Consider the following 18,854-nt stretch of genomic DNA (forward strand, 5'->3'; position numbering starts at 1 on the left):
GCCGCACCGCACACCCGGCAAGCATCACGCCCCCTGCGCGAGCGCCTTCACCTGTTCGGCCGACATCGCGCCGCGATGGATGCGGAACTCGTCGATCGTGCCGTTGAAGAACGGATCGCCCGGATACTGCGAACGTCCGAGCCAGTTCTGCGCGGTGTTCCCGATCCGCCAGGGCGCGAAGATGACGTCGTTGGCCGAGCCGATCGCGTTGCCGTTCAGATAGAGCGTCGCGGTCTCGGCCGCGAGCGTGACGGCGACGTGCGCCCATTGTCCCGCCGGCAGTGCCGCGTTGCCGTCGATCGTGCGCTCGCCATGTCCGCCGTTGGTCGTGATCGCGAAGCGCATCGTCCCGCGTGGGCTTGTCGGCGTGACGAACAGATAGCGTCCGGTGCCCGAGCCGAAATCGAAGATGCGCGCCCATGTCTGGCCGCCGCGCCAGTTCACCCACGCCGCGATCGTGATATCCGACACGTCGGCGACGATGTCGTTCGGCAGTGCGACGTAGCCGCTGGAGCCGTCGAGCGACACGGCGTTGCCGATCTTTCCCGTGACGCGCGATGCGCCGCCGGCGAGCGTGCCCGCATGCCCGTTGCCGCTGGTGTCCGCCGCAGTCGCGCCGTCCGTCTCGTCGAAGGTGAGCAGCGTATGCAGTTGCAGTGCCGTTGACGCGGCGGCTTCCGCCGAATTCGCGGATTCGCCGGATGCGGTCTGCGCACTGATCGTGTAGTACCAGACGCCCGCCGTGGGGCTGTCCGTGCAGGTCAGCGAATCGGCGATGCCGCTTGCAACGGTCGTGTACGGGCCGCCCGGAACGGACGCACGCTTGACGTTGTAGCTTGTCGCATTGGCGACGCCCCACCAGGACAGCACGACCTGTCCGGCCGCCGGCCACGCGGTCAGTCCGCTCGGCGCCGTGGCGGGCGCAACGGGGTCGCGTGTGCACGTCAGCGTGCCGTAGCCGAGCTGGTCGTAACCGCCGCTCGCTTCGCCATAGTTGCCGCCGCCGCCCTCGGGCTGGATCGCGCGGGCGAACTTCGCGGACCACGGCGCGGCCAGCCCCTTGCGGTTCACGTAGTGGTTGTAGACGAGCGCCCAGCACGGACGGATCGTCCCCTGGCTGGCGGTCGAGAACTGTGTTTGCGTCACGTCGACGTTCGCGTAGGGCACATACGGCACCGGGAGGAACGTGCCGTCCGGCTGCACGAGGTTCGCCTTCGCGACGTATTCGGCGCCCGCGAGAAAACGGTTGTTGTCGTGGCCGTACAGGTCGATGCCCTGGTTCCACGCCATTTCGCAGATCGCGCCGCCGAGCGCGATGCCGAGCGTGTTGTGCCCCTGGTCGCGGCCCGACTCCTGCCATTGGCCGAGATGGCCGGGATGCAGGTAGTAGACGGCCTGCGCGATCGCGCCGTTGCCGGGCCCGTCGATGAAGTAGTTGACGGCTGCGTCGAACTTCGCGTGGTCGTCGCACAGCACGCCGATCGCCATCATCGATGCGATGTTGCACAGATCCCAATTGGCCCAGTAGTGCGTGATGTCCGTGCCGTTGTGCTGACTCAGGAAGGCTGCGTTGATCGGGTAGAACTTGTCGGCCATCATCGCCTGGAACGCGGCGAAGTCGGCCGCGGCCCAGCCGGGATAGGTGCGCATGATTTCGCCCGCGTTCGCGAATTCGTAGCCGTAGATGCCGGCCGCGAGATCGACGTTCGAGTCGCCCGCGAGGCTCTGCAGCGTCGACGACCACGCGTTCATGATCTCCACGGCCTTGTTCGCATACGCATACGCGGTATTGCCCGAGATCTTCCAGCGCAGCGCGCATGCATAGGCGGCCGCGATGTCCTTGTACAGCACCGGATAGTTCTGCGTGCCGGTACCGCCGCGCGTGACGACGGCCTGCGGGCGCGGCGACCACGACAGCTGCGCATGACTGTTCGCGATCAGCGTGTTCCAGCCCTCGAGCCACGGCGACGCGGCGGCCGCGACCTTCTGCGCCATCCGCTCGAAATCCGCTTGTGTATGCAGCAGGCCCGGATGCGCGAACGCCGCGTTCGTGGCAATGGCCGGGGTGCCTGTCGCCACGCGCGCGAGCGCACGGTTGCCGGCTGCGGCGACAGCGGTGCCGGTCGCGCTCTCGCTTGCCCCCGTCCCGCCGCATGCGGAAAGCGCGAGCGCGCCCATGCTGTAAAGGAACGTGCGCCGGGAAATGCGCGCGCCGGATTCAAGCCGAAGCTGCGAGTCGTTCATGTTGCGTTCGTTCCTTCCGTGACGGGACCCAGCTGAAAAGAGGCAGCGCCCATGCGAAATCAGTCATCGCATGACGACGCGGATTGTACTGGAAGGATCGGCGTTTTTCGATGACAGGTTCGTACCGGTGCGACATATTTTTCGGATAACGATTGTAATGATTTTGTTGATTAACATGATAATAAAGAGGAAAGAAATGGCGATTGATACGTTTGCGAGATATGATCGTCCCCGGCGGGCGGGTTGGGAACTTTTAAGGGGTGCAAAGCGATAGATTCCCACTATTTAATAGTGTTGTCATACGACCGATGACATGAAAAGGGTTTCAAATCGCGTTGCCCGCCCGCGGGCCGCAGCAGCCTCATGCCGGTGAAGCCACACCGGTATCGCTCGACGAACGAAAAGAACCGGAGAACAACACGATGACGCGCAGGATCGCAGGTCTGGACAAACGGTTGGCACGACACGCGGCGTGGGTCGCGTCGCTCTCGACGCTTGCTTGCGCGGGCGTGGCGACGATGCCGGCCGCTGTCGCGGCGACGACGGTCGGCACGCAGTGGGGCACTGTCAGCGAACCGTCGCTGCCGGCGAGCATCTGCGGCACGGTTGCCGCGCAACTCACGCCGGTCGGCGGTTCGGTCGACACGCTCGACGCGACGGCGTCGACTGCCGAGCACGATACGACACGCATCCAGAACGCGATCGCGCAATGCGCGGCCGGCTCCGCCGTGCACCTGACGGCCGGCGCGAACGGCGAGACCGCGTTCATCAGCGGGCCGCTGACGCTCAAATCGGGCGTGACGCTGTGGATCGACAAGGGCGTCACGCTGTTCGCGTCGCGCAATCCCGCGCTATACGACAACGGCGTCGGCACGTGCGGCACCGCCACCTCCAGCAGCAAGAAATCGTGCAACCCGTTCATCAGCGTATCCGGCACCGCGAACGCGGCGATCGTCGGCGATGGCGTGATCGACGGGCGCGGCGGCAGCGTGCTGACGAGCGGGCCGAATGCGGGCCTGCGCACCTGGTGGGACGTCGCGTACCAGAACAAGACGCAAGGCCTGAACCAGCAGAACCCGCGGCTGCTGGAAGTGAAAGGCGGCAGCCACTTCACGCTGTACCGCATCACGCTGCAGAACTCGCCGAACTTCCACGTCGTGACGAACGGCGTGACCGGCGTCACCGTATGGGGGCTCAAGATCGTCACGCCGAGCGCGGTGTATGCGAGGAGCGGCTACGCGTGCCCGACCGGCACGCAGCCGAACGAGACGACGCCCGCCACCTGCTTCACGCCCGATACGGTCAAGAATACCGACGGCTTCGATCCCGGGCAGTCGAGCCAGGTGCTGCTCGCCTACTCGTACATCAGCACCGGCGACGATCACGTCGCGGTGAAGTCGAGCGCGTCGCCCGGCGTGAAGCAGGTCACGATCGCGCACAACCATTTCTACTATGGCCACGGCATGTCGATCGGCAGCGAAACGAATGCCGGCGTGTCGGACGTCGACGTGCGCGACCTGACGATGGACGGCTTCGACAGCCCGAACGGCAACGGCCTGCGGATCAAGTCGGATGCATCGCGCGGCGGCCTCGTCGACAACGTGCGTTTCCGCCAGGTGTGCATGCGAAACGTTGCGCGACCGCTCGTGTTCGATCCGTTCTACAGTTCGTCGACCGGCACGCTTTATCCGGATTTCACGAACATCACGGTGCAGGACTTCCATTTCACCGGCAGCGCGAAGTTCGGCGGCGGCAAGGTCACGTTCTCGGGCTATGAAGCGAACGGGCAACACTTTCCGCTCGGCATCGCGCTGAACGGCGTCGTGTTCGACGGCACGCAGCCGACGTTCGAGAAGGACACCGCGACGCATTACACGCTCGGGCCGGGCGCGGTGAGTTTCTCCGGCTCGATCGTCACGTCGACGTCGAGCGACGTGACGGTGACGGGCACGCCGGGCACGTCCACGCCATACGACTGCAGCGCCGCGTTCACGACGCTGAAGTCCGTCGCGCCGACCTCGCCGATCTGATCGGGCAGGCCCGCGCGCCATGCGGGCGGATCGCGTGGCGCGCGGCGAACGATCTTGCGCCCGCGCGCATTTTTCCAGAGACCGCGCGACCGTCGGCCGATATCATTCAGGCGCTCGAACACGACACGATCGATCGACGCGCACCGACTCGTGCGCGGCGGGCCCGCCAGGCCGCCAGGCCTCACGACGAAACATGACCGGGCGCGCAGCGCCGGCGCAGCACGACGGAGAGTAGCGAAACGATGGGAACGGCAACAGGTTCGGTGCGACGCGCAATCGCGATCGCGGCCGGGGGAGCGTTGTGCGCGGCGGCCGCTGGCGGCGCGCACGCGCAGGCATCGAAGGCGCAGGCATCGAATGCGACAGCCACGCCGCCGGCCGATGCGGCGGCGATGCTGCCGAAGATCGACGTGACGGGCCAGGCCGGCCGCGCGTCGCTCGGGCTGGTCGGGTTGCGCACCGCGACCGCGACCAGGACCGACACGCCGGTCGCCGAGATTCCGCAGACGACCAACGTCGTGACCGCGCAGCAGATCGAGATGACCGGGGCGACCGACCTGAACCAGGCGTTGCGCTACGTGCCGGGATTTGCGACGTTCGGCGCCGATACCCGCACCGACTGGTATGCAGCGCTGCGCGGCTTCACGCCGACGCTGTACGTCGACGGCGTGCCGGCGCCGAACACGGCGGTCATCGCGAACTGGCGCGTCGATCCTTACACGATCGACTCGATCGCCGTGCTGCGCGGGCCGACGTCGGTGCTGTACGGCGCGGGCGAGCCGGGCGCGCTCGTCGACGCGCACACGAAGCTCGCCGACGGCGAGCGCATCCGTGAAGCCGGCGTGCAGATCGGCGACCATGCGCGCAAGCAAACCATGCTCGACATCGGCGACACGCTCGATCCGGACGGCAGGTATGCGTATCGCTTCGTCGGCGTCGCGCGCGACGGCAATGCCGTGACCGGCCCGAACGCCGATCGGCGCGTCGCGGTGGCGCCGTCGTTTCGCTGGCGGCCGACGGCCGACACGTCGCTGACGGTGTCCGCTTCGTTCCTGCAGGATCACGGCGACATCTCGTCGAACTTCCTCCCGGCCTCGGGCACGGTATTGCCGAACCCGAACGGGCGCCTGTCGCAGGACATTTATATGGGCGACCCGGCGTTCAACGACTACCGGAAGAAACAATGGTCGCTCGGCTATGCGCTCGAGCATCGCGTGAATTCGATCTGGACGCTGCATCAGGACGTGCGCTGGTCGCGGCTGTCGCTCGACGACGCGACGGTGTTCGGCAACGGCCTCGTGCCCGGCAGCACGACGAACATGATGCGCTTCGCCGGGCTGTTCCAGTTGAACTACAGCCGGCTCGACATCGACAATCGCGCGCAGGCGCGCTTCGCCACCGGCCCGCTCGAGCACACGCTGCTGCTCGGCCTGCAGTTCGACCGGCAGACGACGACCAACAGCGTGTGGCTTGCGCTCGCGCCGTCGCTCAACCTGTACCACCCGGTCTATCGCCCCGTGACGGCCGCGATCTTCTCCGGGCGGACGTCGCTCGGGCATGTCGATCAATACACTGCGATGAATGCGTTCGGTGCGTACGCGCAGGACCAGATCCGCTGGAACCGCTGGACGCTGACGCTCGGTGGCCGCGAGGACCGCGTGAACGCGCGCTTCGACGACCGGGCGGCCCGCACGGGCACGCAGCAGGACGTCAGTGCATTTTCCGGGCGCGTCGGGCTCACCTATCAGGGCGACGCGGGACTCTCGCCCTACGTGAGCCATTCGACGTCGTTCGACCCGGTGATCGGCGTGCGGATGGCCGGCGGCGGCCTGCCGAAACCGACGCGCGGCACGCAGACCGAAGCCGGGCTGCGCTGGCAGCCGCCCGGCCGGAACCTGATGCTCACCGCGGCCGTGTACCAGATCGACCAGACCAACGTCGTGACCCCTGCGCCGCCGAATCTCGACCCGACCGGTACGTCGTCCGTGCAGACCGGCAAGGTGCGTTCGCGCGGCATCGAACTGAGCGCGCTCGGGAAGGTGACGCGCGAGTTGTCGATCGTCGCGTCGTACGTCTATCAGGACGTCAAGAACGTGCAGGCGAACGATGCAGCGCTGAACAACTGGCCGGTGTCCGTGCCGCTGCCGCGGCAGATGGCGTCGCTGTGGACGGACTGGACCTGGCACACCGGCGCGCTGTCGGGCCTCGGGATCGGCGCCGGGGTGCGCTACCAGAGCGCGTCGGCCGGTGCGCCGGACAACTCGCTGACGGTGCCGAGCACCACGCTGTACGATCTGGCGATGCACTACGAACTGCGTCACTGGCGATTCGCGCTGAATGTCGCGAACCTGTTCGACCGGCGCTACGTCAGCGGCTGCACGTCGTACGCGGTGTGCGTGTTCGGCAACGAGCGGACGGTGCTGGCGAGCGCGAAATACAACTGGTAGCCGCAGCCGCCATGCCGGTCGCGACTACGCATCGCGCTGCGGTTCCCGGGCGCCATCACGCCCGGCCGCATGGCGCTGTCGCCGCCATTCGGTCGGCGTGATGCCGAACCGTTCGCGAAACGCGGTGGCGAAATTCGCCGGCGTGGAAAAGCCGATCTCCTTCGCGATGCTCGCAATGCTGAGCGACGTCGTATCCAGCAGATCCTGCGCGATCCGCAGGCGCTCGTGCCGCAGATATTCGAACACCGTTTGCCCGAGTCTGTCGCGAAACGCGCGTGAGAGCCGCTTCTCGTGCGTGCCGACCGCGCGAGCCAGTTGCTCGACCGTCGGCGGGTCGTTCAGCGTGCGCGACAGATGGCGAATGGCCGCGCGCACGATGATGTCGTCGTCCTTGCCGGTCGCGAACGGATCGTGCGCGGCCGGCACATCCTTCGGCAATGGCCGTTTCGTCCGCGCGAGCTGCACGCGTATTCGCGCGAGGACTTCGGCTGGTTCGAACGGCTTCACCACATAATCGACGCCGCCGATTTCGAGCCCTTCGACGCGCTCGTGCAACTCGCCGGCCACCGTCAGGAAAATGACGGGGATCGCGCTCGTCAGCGGATCGGCCGCAAGCCGCCGGCACGCGGTGAAACCGTCCATGCGCGGCATCCGGACATCCATCAGGACCAGATCGGGCACGAGTGCCTGCGCGCGCTGGCACGCCTGCACGCCGTCGAATGCGATGCTGATCCGGCATCCGGTGCTGCGCAGGATGTCGATCAGCAAACGGAGCTGGTCGGGCTGATCGTCGACGATCAGGATATGGGCATTGTTCAATGCGGCGATCGATGGCGACATCGGGTACCTGTTCAGGGAAGGCTGCGGGCAGCGTTCCTGCGCGGGGGCGATTCCGGTTCGGGAAAATCGTCGGAAGCCGCGACATGACTTCACGAAAACGCATGGCACGCTCGCATCGACAAGCGGACTTCGCCGGACTGCACGGCAGGCAGTATGTCGGCGCATGACTCGGCGTTGTTTCTTTTGATCACTGAGCCGATAAAGGGGCGGATGATTGCCGCTGCCGGAATCGATGCGAGCGGAATTGTAGGGGGATATTCCGATTCTCGCTAGAGTGGCGATCTCTATTATTTGGATGCAAGTCGGGGCTGGTGTTGAATCGATTTTGGTTTCTTTGAGATTTTTTGCGAAATTGCTTTTAATCCCGGTGCGCTCCAGCAAAGTGTTCGTCCGTCCGGGAAAACATTTTTATTAAGTGTGGCAATACGAAATCGTTTGCGCGATGGGTGTTTTTAATCTAACTCATTGAAAATACGGGATTTTGCAATCTATAAACAATGCCGCCTTCTCTAATGCCGGGGCGTGTCCCATAATTCGTCCGAACTTTGGATGGCGGATGGATTCGACGGGTTGGGCATCCGGAAAACCATGGCGGACGTTGCAGGATTCGAGTCCGGCGCATCAATTGACGTGTGCGCGGACGAGTATTCGGCACGACGTTCCTCGCATCCGCATTATCGACGCGAACGAAACCGCGTTCGTTGAAAAGCGATCGCGACGCAATTCGTTCGCGTGCGGCAGATGAAATAAAAGAGACGGGGTTGGTCGCGCCTCGCGCGACATCCAGTTCGGAATGTCAATGACAGCGGGTTGACGCGCGAGAATCAGCCGGGGGTGCGCTCGCCCATGGCTATAACTTCGCATTCCTCATGTTCTGATCGATTGAACGGCGCGCGCCGTTGATGGAGCGCTGCGCCTGGGGCAGCACGTTCCGCACCGAAGTCGCATTTGAAGTCGAAGCCGTGAGTAAACGTAAGTAGTCCGTATTCAAACCAGAAGCCACAAAACGGAGCAAAAAATGCAGAGGAACCAGATTTCGGCGCTCGTCGCCGCGATGTTCGCAAGCGCAGGTGTGCTGGTCGCGGGGGCCGCGCACGCGGACAACTTCGTCGATCGAGGCAACCCGGACAACGCGCTGAACGGGCAATGCATCGACGGCACGAACCCGTTGTGTGTCGCGACGAAGAGCGGGACATACGTCGCGACGAGCAGCACCAACTTCACGTCCGGCACGAATGCGAAGGCCGGCTCCAGCGGCATCGCGATCGGCGACCAGTCGAATGCGGGCAGCCAGGGCGGCTCCGGCAGCGGCGGCGGAATTGCGATCGGCGTCGGCGCGCAGGCGCTCGCGAACTCGGCCACGGCGATCGGCACGGTAGCCGTCGCGCAAGGCAATACGGCGCTCGCGATGGGGCGTCAGTCTGCCGCGATCGGCGATTACTCGATGGCACTCGGCAACGTTGCCGATGCGCATGGCACGAGCTCGATCGCACTCGGCCACTCGGCGCTGGCCAGCGGTGATCGCTCGATTGCGATCGGCGGCGCGAATCCGACCACGAGCGACGGCGTGTCGAACGGCGCATCCTACGATGCCGCGACGCAGACGCGGGCGGGCGGCACGCAGTCCGTCGCGATCGGTGCCGGCGCACAAACGAACGACAACAACCAGGTTGCGATCGGCTCGGGCAGCGTCGGCGCGAACAACGGCGGCACGCCGGTATTCGGCGGCACGGCTGCACCGGTCGGCGGTGCGGTCTCGTTCGGTTCGCTCGGCCACGAGCGCCAGATCAGGAACGTCGCGGCGGGCGCGGCCGATACGGACGCCGTGAACGTCCAGCAGCTGAAGAACGTGAACAGCACGCTCAGCACGGGCATCGCCAACGTCGACGCACGTGTGACGTCGGTCGGCGATACGCTGTCGACGTCGATCGCGAACGTCGACCAGCGCGTGACCAGCGTCGGCAACAGCCTCAGCACGAGCATCGTGACGGCGACGCAGAACGTCGTCAAATACACCGACGATTCGCATGCCGCGATCGCGCTCGACGGCGGCAACGGCACGACGATCAGCGGTGTCGCGGCCGGTGTCGCCGATACGGACGCGGTCAACGTCGGCCAGCTGAAGGGCAGCGTCGCACCGCTGCAGACGTCGCTGTCGACGGCCGCCGCGAACATCACGAACCTGCGGAATGACGTGACCGGCCTTGGCGCGTCGCTGAGCACGGCCGCGTCGAACATCGGCGGCCTGCAGGCGGCCGATGCGCGCAATGTGAAGTACGATGGCCCGAGCGGCTTCGACTCGGTCACGTTCGCCGGTCCGAACGGCACGACGCTGCACAACGTCGCGGACGGCAAGGAGGCGCACGACGCGGTCAACGTCGGGCAATTGGGCAGCGGCTTCGCGTCGCTCAGCACGAGCGTGACCAACAGCGTCAGCACGACGATCGGCAACCTGAGCACGTCGATCACGAACCAGATCGGCAACGCGACGAAGAACGCGGTGCAGTACGACGACGATGCGCATGGCGGCGTCACGCTCGGCGGCCAGGGCGCGCCGGCACCCGTCGGCCTGCACAACGTCGCGGACGGCGTCGCCGCGAGCGACGCGGTGAACGTCGGCCAGCTCGGCAAGGCGACCGACACGCTGAACCAGTCGATCGCCAACGTCGGCAACAGCGTGACGAAGCTCGGCGACCAGGTGACGACGAACACCGGCAATATCGCGGCGCTGCAGCAGGATGCGCTGCAATGGAACGCGAGCCTCGGCACCTACGACGCGAGCCACGGCGGCAACGGCCCGCAACGCATCGGCAACCTCGCTGCCGGCCAGAACGGCACCGACGCGGTCAACGTCGACCAGCTGAAAGCGGCGGTTCACGACGGCACGAGCCAGCTCGACGCGCTCGCCGTGAAGTACGACGACGCCAGCAAGCGGCAGGTCTCGCTAGGCGCGGGCAACGGCGGGACGCCGGTGCGCGTGACCAACGTCGCGGAAGGCGGCGTGTCGCCCGGCAGCACGGATGCGGTAAACGGCGCGCAGTTGCGCCGTACGATCGACGGTACGGCAGCCGCGCTCGGCGGCGGTGCGACCGCGAATACGGATGGCTCGATCACGGCGCCGTCCTACAAGGTCGGTGGCGGCTCGTTCAACAACGTCGGCGACGCGCTGACGAACCTCGATGGCCGCGTCGGCAGCAATACGACGACGCTCGAGAACCACGAAACGCGGATCGGCAACGCCGAAACCAACATTGCAGGCAATACCACCGCGATCACCGGGTTGCAGAAGGATGCGCTGCAGTTCGACCCGACGCTCGGCGCCTACAGCGCCGCACGCGGCGGCGCGCCGACGAAGCTGACCAGCGTCGCCGACGGCAACGTCGCCGCCGCCAGCACGGACGCGGTGAACGGCGGCCAGTTGTACGGCGTGAAGTCCGACCTCGAGCAGCAGATCACGCAGGTGTCGAACCAGACGGGCGAGGCCGTGAAGAACGTCGTCAAGTACGACGTCGACGGCAACGGCAATCGGCTGAATTCGGTGTCGCTGATCGGCGGCAACCCGAACGCGTCGGTCGTGCTGAAGAACGTCGCGGCCGGTACCGACGATACGGATGCGGTGAACGTGAAGCAGCTGAAGTCGGTGCAGTCGAACCTCGACCAGCTCGGCGCGCTCGCGGTGCAGTACGACGACGCGTCGAAGGGCTCGATCACGCTCGGCGGCGCGGGCGGCACGCGCATCACCAACGTGAAGGCCGGCACGCTCGGCTCAACCAGCACGGATGCGGTGAACGGCTCGCAGCTCTATGCGACCAACCAGCAGGTGTCGAAGAACACGACCGATATCGCGAACCTGCAGGACAACGTGACCAACATCGCGAACGGCAAGGCCGGGCTCGTGCAGCAGCAGGACCCGAACGGCACGATCACGGTCGGCAAGGACTCGGGCGGCACCCGCGTGGACTTCTCCGGCACGGTGGGCGACCGCGTGCTGACCGGTGTCGCGGCGGGTGTGAACGCCAACGACGCGGTCAACATGGCGCAGTTCAACGACGCGCTGAAGACCGCGGCGGCGAACGACAAGGTCCGCGCGGCGGCAACCGACGCGAACTCGACGTGGATCGCGCGTGCCGATGCGGGTTCGATCGGCTCGACGGCGACGGCAACCGGCAAGAATGCGGTGGCGGTCGGCCAGGGTTCGGTTGCGGATCGCGACAATTCGTTCTCGGTCGGCGCGAAGGGCAGCGAGCGTCAGATTACGAATGTGGCGGCCGGCACGGCGCCGACCGACGCGGTGAACGTGCAGCAGCTGAACGACAACCTCAATGCCGCGTCGACGCAGGCGAAAGGCTACACCGACCAGCGGATCGGGCAGGTGTACAACGCGTTCAACGACCTGAAGAAGGACATGTACGGCGGCGTGGCGTCGGCGATGGCGGTGGCCGGCTTGCCGCAGCCGACGGGGGCCGGGCGCTCGATGGTGTCGGCGGCGACCTCGAACTATCACGGGCAGCAAGGGTTCGCGGCCGGGTATTCGTACGTGACGGAGAGCAATCGCTGGGTCGTCAAGGCATCGGTGACGGGCAATGCGCGGTCGGATTTCGGCGCGGTGGTCGGGGCGGGTTATCAGTTCTGACGCAGCGCGAAGCCGGTTGAACGTCGGGGGGCGGGGCATGCGGACGAGGCGCGACGCGTCCCGCACCTTCGACGACTACGGGGCCCCGCGGACGGCATGCCGACCGCGGGGCCCTGTCATTCATTTGCCGGGACCGGTTGCGCGCCGGTCGAAGGCCACCGCCGGCTGCACGACGCCGGCGCCCCACGCCTGCGCCGGCCGTGCGACGTGAAGCGTGTCGAGCAACTGCCCCATCCCGGCGAACACGCGGTATGCGCTCGCCACTTCCGCATACTGGCCGCTGATGTAATCGATGCGCGCGCTGTAATACTCGTTCTCCGCGTTGAGCAGGTCGAGCAGCGAACGTTGACCGATGCCGAACTGCAACAGGTACGCTTCGCGCGTCGACGCGCTGGAATCGACGTACTGCTTGAGCACGACCAGCCGGTCGCGTGCGGTGACGTACGCGTTGTAGGCGTGCGATTCGCTTTCCGCGATCTCGAGGCGCGTGCGGTTCCGGTCTTCCTCTGCTTCCCGGATCTGCGCATGCGCTTCGCCGATTCGAGCCTTGTCGGCGCCGCCCTGGAACAGGTTGTAGCGCAGCCGCAGCATCACGCGGCGGTCGTTCGTCGGACCGAGCACGCCGTCACGGTCATGGCTCGCGCTGAGTTCCAGGTCGACGCGCGGCCATAGTGCGGCCTTCGCCACGTCATATTGCGCATTGGCCTGGGCGACGTCCGCATCGGCGGCTCCGAGGGACGGGTGGTTCGCCAGCGCCGTATCCAGGGCGAATCGTTCCGTCTGCGGCAGCGCGGCTTCCGGCGCGACCGGCTTGACGAGCACATCCGGTGGCACGCCCACCAGCCGGGCGTAGGCCACTTCGGCGTCTTTCAGGTTGCTTTGCTCGGACCGCAAGTTGTCCTGGGCGAGCGCCAGCCGGCTTTCCGCCTGGTAAAGATCGGCGCGCCGGCCGACGCCGCGGTCGCTGCGCAGCTGGATCTGATCGTGGATCCGGCGGTGGGACTCCAGGTTATCGGCGGCGGCGCCGACGGTTTCCCGGCGTCGCAGGACTTCCAGGTACGCGCCCACCACGCGTAGTGCCACATCCTCCGACGTGGACGCGACGCGATTCGCGGACGAGTCGATGCGTGCCCGCTGCCGGGCCACTTCGCTCCGGACCGCGAAACCGTCGAACAGCATTTGCGACAACGTGACGCTGGCCGTCCGGTGCGTGAATGTCGTCCGGTTCAGACCGAGCAGACGCGTTTCGACATCGTCGCGCTGCTCCTTGCCGATCGCCGCGTCGACGTCCACGCGAGGCAGGTAGCCGGCCCGCGCGTGCTTCAGGCCCTGATCCGCCGCTTCGCGGTTGTATGTCGTGGCAAGGACCTCGGGGTTGGTCCGGATCGCCTGCTCGACCGCTTCCTGCAGGCTTTGCGCGGCGGCGGGCGCGGCGGCGGGCGCGGCGGTGCCCGCGAGCGCCGACGCGAATGCGAGCACGGCAAGCAGAGGACGCATTTTGTTCATGATCGGCTCAAACCTCCTGCACGTGGGGCAGCGGCGGCGGGACGTAAGTGATTACGGTGCCGCTGCCCTGATCGTGTGCGAGCTGGAAGCTGCCGCCCGACAGATTGACCTGAAGCGCGACCTGCGCGGTGTGGGTGCCGTCGCTGACCGTGAGCGTGCCGCCCGTTCCCGCGTCGTTGGCCGTGAAGCTCAGCGTCGTGTGATCGCCGAACAGCACGTCGGTCAGGTCGAGCGCGTCGCCGGCGCCGAAACCGCTGACCGTACCGGTGAAGCCGGCGGACTGATCCAGCTTGAGCGTCCCCGCGGCGCCGTCGGCGAACGTCGTGTTTTCCGCGGACGCGCCGCCGAACTCGAGCGTCGCGGCGCCGCTGATCGTCGCGCTGCCGGCGCCCGTCACGTCGCCGTGGATCGTCAGGTTGCCGTTGTTGGCCCACAGGTTGCCCGTATTGGTCACCGCGCTTTCGATCACGAGGCCGCCGCTGCCCGTGGCTTCGAGCGTGCCGGCATTGGCGACGGCGTGCGTGCCCGTGTCGATGACGAGCGCGTTGGCGCCGTCGGCGACGATCGTTCCTTCGTTGACGACCGTCAGTTGGCCGGCGCCGAGCTGGCCGGCACCCGCGATCGTGTTGTCGACGTTCACGAGCGTTGCATCAGGCGTGCTGCCGAACACGACATTGTGGCTGTCGTCGGACAGCGTCACGTGTCCGCCGCCTTCCAGCGTCGCGCTCTTCGCGAGGATTTCGAAGCGGGTGATGTCGCCGGTCGAACCGAGTGCGATCGTGCCCGTGTTCTCCACGGTCCCGCCGATCGGCAGCATCGCACCGTCGTTCACCGTCATGATGCCGGCGTTCTGCACGACCGGTTCCTGGTCGAACACGAAGTTGTTGCTGGTGAGGTCGGCCGAATGAATGCCCGTCACCGTGATGGTCGCGCCGTCGCCCAGTGTGAGCACCGCATTGCCGTTGGCGTCGTCTGCCAAATGCGCCTGGACGTCGCTGAAGTTTGCGATGCCCGTGAAGCCCACGAGATCGATCTTGTCGGCGGCGAGGTCGAACGTGTGCAGCGTGTCGTTGCCGATCGGCTGCGAGAGGACGAACAGGTCGTGGCCGGCGGATCCCGTCAGCTGGTCGTCGCCCGACCACGCGAAGATCGGTGCGTTGGCCGCGTACGCTTCGACGTTGTCCGCGATCGTGGCGGCTGCGTGACTGCCGTCCGCGGCCGTCCAGGTTTCGGTCACCGTGAGCACGGTGGCGCCGGTGAAGGAGGTGGGCGGCGTGACGGTGAGCGCGCCGAGGTCGTTCGTCGGCACGAGCCATGCACCGTTGCCGAGGTCGGTGCCGGCATTCAGCGTCCAGCCGGACGGGATGCCGGCGATCGTCACCGCGAGATCGGACGCGTGGCCGGACGGATCGGCGAGCGCCAGGTTGATTTCCGATCCGGCGAACCCGGCGGGCGCCACGTGGGTGGACGAGCGCGAGTTGCCCGCCGTGTCCCACTCGGTCACGGTGACGGAGTCCTTGTTGAGATTGAGGCTCTGTTGCGAGAGGGTCCAGGTTCCGGCGGTTTGCTGCGTGGCGGTGTAATCGGCATTGGTCGTGTTGTCGTGGACCAGGACCTTCCACACGTCGGACGTGTCGGTGGTGGTGGTCAGCGTGTGGCCGGCGAATTGCCATGACAGCGTCGACGGCGCGGTGGTGTCGAGCGTGAAGCTGAAGCTCGTGGCGTTCGAGATATTGCCCGCGATGTCGATCTGACGGACTTGCACGTTGTTCACGCCTTCGACGGCGCTGAAGCTGGTGTTCCAATGCGAGCCGTTGTCGACGCTGTACTGCACGGTGGCGCCGGTTTCGATGCCTGAGACGTTCAGCGTGCCGATGTTGGTGATGTGGTCGGTGGTGCTGCTGCCGGAGTCGGTGGTCAGCGCAACGCCGGGTGCAGCGGCTGACGTATCGAGCGTGAAGCTGAAGGACGTGGGTGACGATGTATTGCCTGCGACATCGATCTGCCGAACCTGCACATTGTTCAACCCTTCGACGGCGCTGAAGCTGGTGTTCCAATGCGAACCGTTGTCGACGCTGTACTGCACGGTGGCGCCGGTTTCGATGCCTGAGACGTTCAGTGTGCCGACGTTGGTGATGTGGTCGGTGGTGCTGCTGCCGGAATCGGTGGTCAGCGCAATGCCGGGTGCAGCGGCTAAGGTATCGAGTGTGAAACCGAAAGACGTGGCCGACGAGGTGTTGCCCGCGACGTCGATCTGTCGGACTTGCACGTTGTTCACGCCTTCGACGGCGCTGAAGCTGGTGTTCCAATGTGAACCGTTGTCGATGCTGTATTGCACGGTGGCGCCGGTTTCGATGCCAGTGACGTTGAGCGTACCGACGTTGGTGATGTGGTCGGTGGCGCTGCTACCGGAATCGGTGGTCAGTGCAACGCCGGGTGCAGCGGCCGAAGTATCGAGCGTGAAGCTGAAGGACGTGGGCGCCGATGTGTTGCCCGCAATATCGGTTTGCCGGACCTGTACGTCATTCGTGCCATCGACGGCGTTGAAACTGGTGTTCCAGGTATGGCCGCCGTCCGTCGAGTATTCGACGATGGCGCCGGTTTCGACACTAGTGAGATTCAGCGTACCAACATTGGTGATGTGATCTGTGGCGCTGCTACCGGAATCGGTGGTCAGCGCAACGCCGGGTGCAGCAGCCGAGGTATCGAGTGTGAAACCGAAAGACGTGGCCGACGATATGTTGCCCGCGACGTCGATCTGTCGGACTTGCACGTTGTTCACGCCTTCGACGGCGCTGAAGCTGGTGCTCCAATGCGAACCGTTGTCGACGCTGTACTGCACGATGGCGCCGGTTTCGATGCCAGTGACGTTGAGCGTGCCGACGTTAGAGATGTGGTCGGTGGCGCTGCTGCCGGAATCGGTCGTCAGCGCGACGCTGGGCGCAGCCGCCGAGGTGTCGAGCGTGAAGCTGAGCGAAGTCGGGTCCGACGTGTTGCCTGCGATATCGGTCTGCCGGACCTGTACGTCGTTCACGCCTTCGACGGCGTTGAAGCTGGTGTTCCAGGTATGGCCGCCGTCGGTCGAGTATTCGACAACTGCGCCAGTTTCGACACCGGTGAGATTCAACGTGCCGACGTTGGTGATGTGGTCGGTGGAACTGCTGCCGGAATCGGTGGTCAACGCGATACCGGGCGCAGTGGCCGAGGTATCGAGCGTGAAGCTGAACGAGGTCGGATTCGACGTGTTGCCTGCGACGTCGGTTTGCCGAACCTGTACGTCGTTCGTGCCTTCGACGGCGTTGAAGCTGGTGTTCCAGGTATGGCCGCCGTCGGTCGAGTATTCGATAACTGCGCCAGTTTCAACGCCGGATACGTTGAGTGTGCCGACATTGGTGACGTGGTCGGTGGCGCTGCTGCCGGAATCGGTGGTCAACGCAACGCCGGGTGCAGCGGCCGAGGTGTCGAGCGTGAAGCTGAGCGAAGTCGGGTTCGACGTGTTGCCTGCGACGTCGGTTTGCCGAACCTGTATATCGTTCGTGCCTTCGACGGCGTTGAAGCTGGTGTTCCAAGTATGGCCGCCGTCGGTCGAGTATTCGATAACTGCGCCAGTCTCAACTCCGGATACGTTGAGTGTGCCGACATTGGTGATGTGGTCAGCGGCGCTGCTGCCGGAGTCGGTCGTCAACGCAACACCGGGCGCGGCGGACGAGGTGTCGAGCGTGAAGCTGAGCGAAGTCGGGTTCGACGTGTTGCCTGCGACATCGGTCTGCCGAACCTGTACGTCATTCACGCCTTCGACGGCGTTGAAGCTGGTGTTCCAGGTATGGCCGCCGTCGGTCGAGTATTCGACAACTGCACCAGTTTCAACGCCGGATACGTTGAGTGTGCCGACATTGGTGATGTGGTCGGCGGCGCTGCTGCCGGAGTCGGTGGTCAACGCAACGCCGGGCGCAGCAGCCGAGGTATCGAGCGTGAAGCTGAGCGAAGTCGGATCGGACGTGTTGCCTGCGACATCGGTCTGCCGAACCTGTACGTCATTCACGCCTTCGACGGCGTTGAAGCTGGTGTTCCAGGTATGGCCGCCGTCGATCGAGTATTCGACAACTGCGCCGGTTTCGACACTGGTGAGATTCAACGTGCCGACGTTGGTGACGTGGTCGGTGGTGCTGCTGCCGGAGTCGGTCGTCAACGCAACACCGGGTGCAGCGGCCGAGGTGTCGAGCGTGAAGCTGAGCGAAGTCGGGTCCGATGTATTGCCCGCAATATCGGTCTGCCGGACCTGTACGTCGTTCACGCCCTCGATGGCGCTGAAGCTGGTGTTCCAGGTATGACCGCCATCGATCGAGTATTCGACGGTGGCGCCGGTTTCGACACCGGCGAGATTCAACGTGCCGACATTGGTGATGTGGTCGGTGGGGCTGCTACCGGAATCGGTGGTGAGCGCGATGCTGGGCGCAGCGGCCGAGGTGTCGAGCATGAAGCTGAACGAAGTCGGATTCGACGTGTTGCCCGCGATATCGGTTTGCCGGACCTGTACGTCGTTCGTGCCTTCAACGGCGCTGAAGCTGGTGTTCCAGGTATGGCCGCCATCGGTCGAGTATTCGACGGTGGCGCCGGCTTCGACACCGCTGAGATTCAACGTGCCGACATTGGTGACGTGGTCGGTGGCGCTGTTGCCGGAATCGGTCGTCAACGCGACACTGGGCGCGGCGGCCGACGTATCGAGCGTGAAGTTGAAGGACGTGGCCGACGAGGTGTTGCCCGCGATATCGGTCTGCCGGACCTGTACGTCGTTCATGCCTTCGACGGCACTGAAGCTGGTGTTCCACGTATGACCGCCATCGATCGAATATTCGACCGTGGCGCCGGTTTCGACACCGGTGAGATTCAACGTGCCGACGTTGGTGACGTGATCGGTGGTGCTGCTGCCGGAGTCGATCGTCAACGCAACGCCGGGTGCGGCGGCTGAGGTGTCGAGCGTGAAGCTGAGCGAAGTCGGGTCCGATGTATTGCCCGCAATATCGGTCTGCCGGACCTGTACGTCGTTCACGCCCTCGATGGCGCTGAAGCTGGTGTTCCAGGTATGACCGCCATCGATCGAGTATTCGACGGTGGCGCCGGTTTCGACACCGGCGAGATTCAACGTGCCGACAT

At 65.5% G+C, this 18,854-nt stretch carries 7 protein-coding genes; 3 read left to right on the plus strand and 4 right to left on the minus strand.

Going from position 1 to position 18,854, the window contains the following annotated elements:
• Window positions 1-24: 24 nt before the first annotated feature.
• Window positions 25-2,244, minus strand: coding sequence for a LamG-like jellyroll fold domain-containing protein (locus DIE21_RS09525; RefSeq protein ID WP_124497455.1), 2,220 nt, complete (start codon window positions 2,242-2,244; stop codon window positions 25-27).
• 422 nt (window positions 2,245-2,666) lie between these two features.
• Between DIE21_RS09525 and DIE21_RS09530 the strand changes: the two genes are divergently transcribed.
• A complete protein-coding gene (locus DIE21_RS09530) occupies window positions 2,667-4,274 on the plus strand; it encodes a glycoside hydrolase family 28 protein (RefSeq protein WP_260432368.1) in 1,608 nt (535 codons plus the stop codon).
• 242 nt (window positions 4,275-4,516) lie between these two features.
• Entirely contained in the window at window positions 4,517-6,721 is a 2,205-nt protein-coding gene (locus DIE21_RS09535) for a TonB-dependent siderophore receptor (protein WP_124497456.1), read from the plus strand.
• Window positions 6,722-6,745: 24 nt separating this feature from the next.
• Here DIE21_RS09535 and DIE21_RS09540 read toward each other — a convergent pair whose 3' ends face one another.
• Entirely contained in the window at window positions 6,746-7,561 is an 816-nt protein-coding gene (locus DIE21_RS09540; RefSeq protein WP_124497473.1) for a response regulator, read from the minus strand.
• A gap of 1,018 nt (window positions 7,562-8,579) precedes the next feature.
• Here DIE21_RS09540 and DIE21_RS09545 point away from each other — a divergent pair.
• Window positions 8,580-12,194, plus strand: coding sequence for a YadA family autotransporter adhesin (locus DIE21_RS09545; protein WP_124497457.1), 3,615 nt, complete (start codon window positions 8,580-8,582; stop codon window positions 12,192-12,194).
• A gap of 120 nt (window positions 12,195-12,314) precedes the next feature.
• Here DIE21_RS09545 and DIE21_RS09550 read toward each other — a convergent pair whose 3' ends face one another.
• Together DIE21_RS09550 and DIE21_RS09555 are read right to left on the minus strand one after the other, a co-directional pair.
• The gene (locus tag DIE21_RS09550; protein ID WP_124497458.1) at window positions 12,315-13,700 is read right to left on the minus strand and encodes a TolC family outer membrane protein; all 1,386 of its coding nucleotides are present in this window, start codon (window positions 13,698-13,700) and stop codon (window positions 12,315-12,317) included.
• Window positions 13,701-13,707: 7 nt separating this feature from the next.
• Window positions 13,708-18,843, minus strand: a complete 5,136-nt coding sequence (locus tag DIE21_RS09555; RefSeq protein WP_260432371.1) for an Ig-like domain-containing protein — start codon at window positions 18,841-18,843, stop codon at window positions 13,708-13,710.
• Window positions 18,844-18,854 lie beyond the last annotated feature (11 nt).

The organism is Burkholderia sp. Bp9140 (genome assembly GCF_003853425.1).
Lineage (GTDB): Bacteria > Pseudomonadota > Gammaproteobacteria > Burkholderiales > Burkholderiaceae > Burkholderia.